Here is a 547-nt window from a genome sequence, read left to right on the forward strand (position 1 = left end):
CACAGCCGTTGCCCGCTGCACGATCTTGTCCTCGAGGGCCGCGATCGCCAGCGGGCGCTGCCGTCCGTCCGGCTTTGGGATGTAGACCCGCCGCGACGGTTGCGGCCGGTACGCTCCCCGGTGGACACGGGCATGCAGATCCTCAAGGTTGGCCTTGAGATCTTGCTCATAGTCCCGCCACGTCACCCCGTCCGTGCCCGGCGCGGCATGCTTCTTCAACGCGAAGAACTCCGCCTCGAGCAGGTCGGGATCGATGTGGTGAAGCAGCGCGGTGAACCTCTCCTTCTTCCTTTCCCTTGCAGTTCGTCGTATGCGCTCCAGCGCCTGTGTCACGCTCGTCCGGCTCGGCGTCCGGGTCGTGCTTTGCTGGTCCGCATTCCCCTTGGTCGCGGCCCTTCGCTCCACCAGCTCCTTTCGCAGATCGCTCTGCCTCGTTCGCCGGCTTCGCACTGTGGCCACGTCCGACTTCCCGCGTTCGTTCGTCATCGGCTTCGGCTCCTCGCCTTCCCGATGCGGACCGAAGGCGCATGCCGCCTGCGGTCGAACG

General features: G+C 66.4%; 1 protein-coding gene. It reads right to left on the reverse strand.

Going from position 1 to position 547, the window contains the following annotated elements:
* Positions 1 to 486, reverse strand: a 486-nt coding sequence (locus tag IVA82_RS22605; RefSeq protein ID WP_247493528.1) for a hypothetical protein, incomplete at its 3' end; no start/stop codon positions are given.
* Positions 487 to 547 lie beyond the last annotated feature (61 nt).

The organism is Bradyrhizobium sp. 142 (assembly GCF_023074015.1).
Taxonomy (GTDB): domain Bacteria; phylum Pseudomonadota; class Alphaproteobacteria; order Rhizobiales; family Xanthobacteraceae; genus Bradyrhizobium.